The following is a 632-nucleotide window of genomic DNA, read 5'->3' on the forward strand; positions in this document are numbered from 1 at the left end:
GTGCCGCCGGGCTGGCCGATGCTGCCGGAGACCGTCTGGAGTGCGGCGTACCAGGCGGCGGCCATCTTGTCGTAGCCGGTCGCGGTGGGATGGATGCCGTCGATCAGGTCGGCGGTGGTCAGCTTGCTGTGCATGTCGACCAGATGGACGCGCTTGCCGCTGTTGACCTTGGACTGCACGATGCCGGGGATCGCCGCGTTGAACGTCCGGGCCGCCGACTCCTGGCCGGAGTTCGACAGGGGGATGATGGTCGCGACGAACACCTCGGCGTTCGGCGCGGCGGCGGTGATGTGGTCGATCAGCGTGGACAGCCGCTGCGGCGCGCCGGAGACGTTGTAGTTCTGCAGGACGTCGTTGGTGCCGATGTGCAGCAGCACGCTGCGCGGGGTGTAGGTCTGCAGCCAGCGGGTGATGTTGGCGTCGATCTGGTCGATCCGCCAGCCGGGGTGTCCCTCGTGGTCGTGGTCGCCCAGGTTGCCCGGCCCGTTGAACTGCGATCCGACGAAGTCGATCGTGTAGCGGCCGGAGGCCAGGCGCTGCCACAACCCGATCCGGTAGCCGCCGGGCACCTGGGTGCCCTCGGTGATCGAGTCGCCCAGCGGCATGACCCGCACCCCGCCGTTGGACTCCGC

Annotated in this window: 1 protein-coding gene; it reads right to left on the reverse strand. The window is 69.1% G+C overall.

All coding sequences use genetic code 11. The features are described 5' to 3' along the window. Positions 1 to 632, reverse strand: a 632-nt coding sequence (locus HHX41_RS39500; RefSeq protein WP_220504855.1) for an SGNH/GDSL hydrolase family protein, incomplete at both ends; no start/stop codon positions are given.

Source organism: Microbispora sp. H13382 (assembly GCF_014161445.1).
Taxonomy (GTDB): Bacteria; Actinomycetota; Actinomycetes; order Streptosporangiales; family Streptosporangiaceae; genus Microbispora.